The sequence below is a fragment of the Rothia sp. HMSC065C03 genome (assembly GCF_001837295.1).
Classification (GTDB): domain Bacteria; phylum Actinomycetota; class Actinomycetes; order Actinomycetales; family Micrococcaceae; genus Rothia.
On sequence record NZ_KV832006.1, the window covers coordinates 217,367 to 217,640 of the forward strand.

Here is a 274-nt window from a genome sequence, read left to right on the forward strand (position 1 = left end):
CAAGGCGAATAATGAAAGATTCTCAACCGTCGGCTGCGGCAGGCTATTTCTTGTTTAAGTATATCAAGGCGAATAATGAAAGATTCTCAACCATCGAGTCGTGCTCGGGTGTATCGGAGTAAGTATATCAAGGCGAATAATGAAAGATTCTCAACCCCGAGTTTATTCAGGCGGTTCTGGACTTAAGTATATCAAGGCGAATAATGAAAGATTCTCAACCCGTAGCTATATCATTACACCACCGCGTTAAGTATATCAAGGCGAATAATGAAAG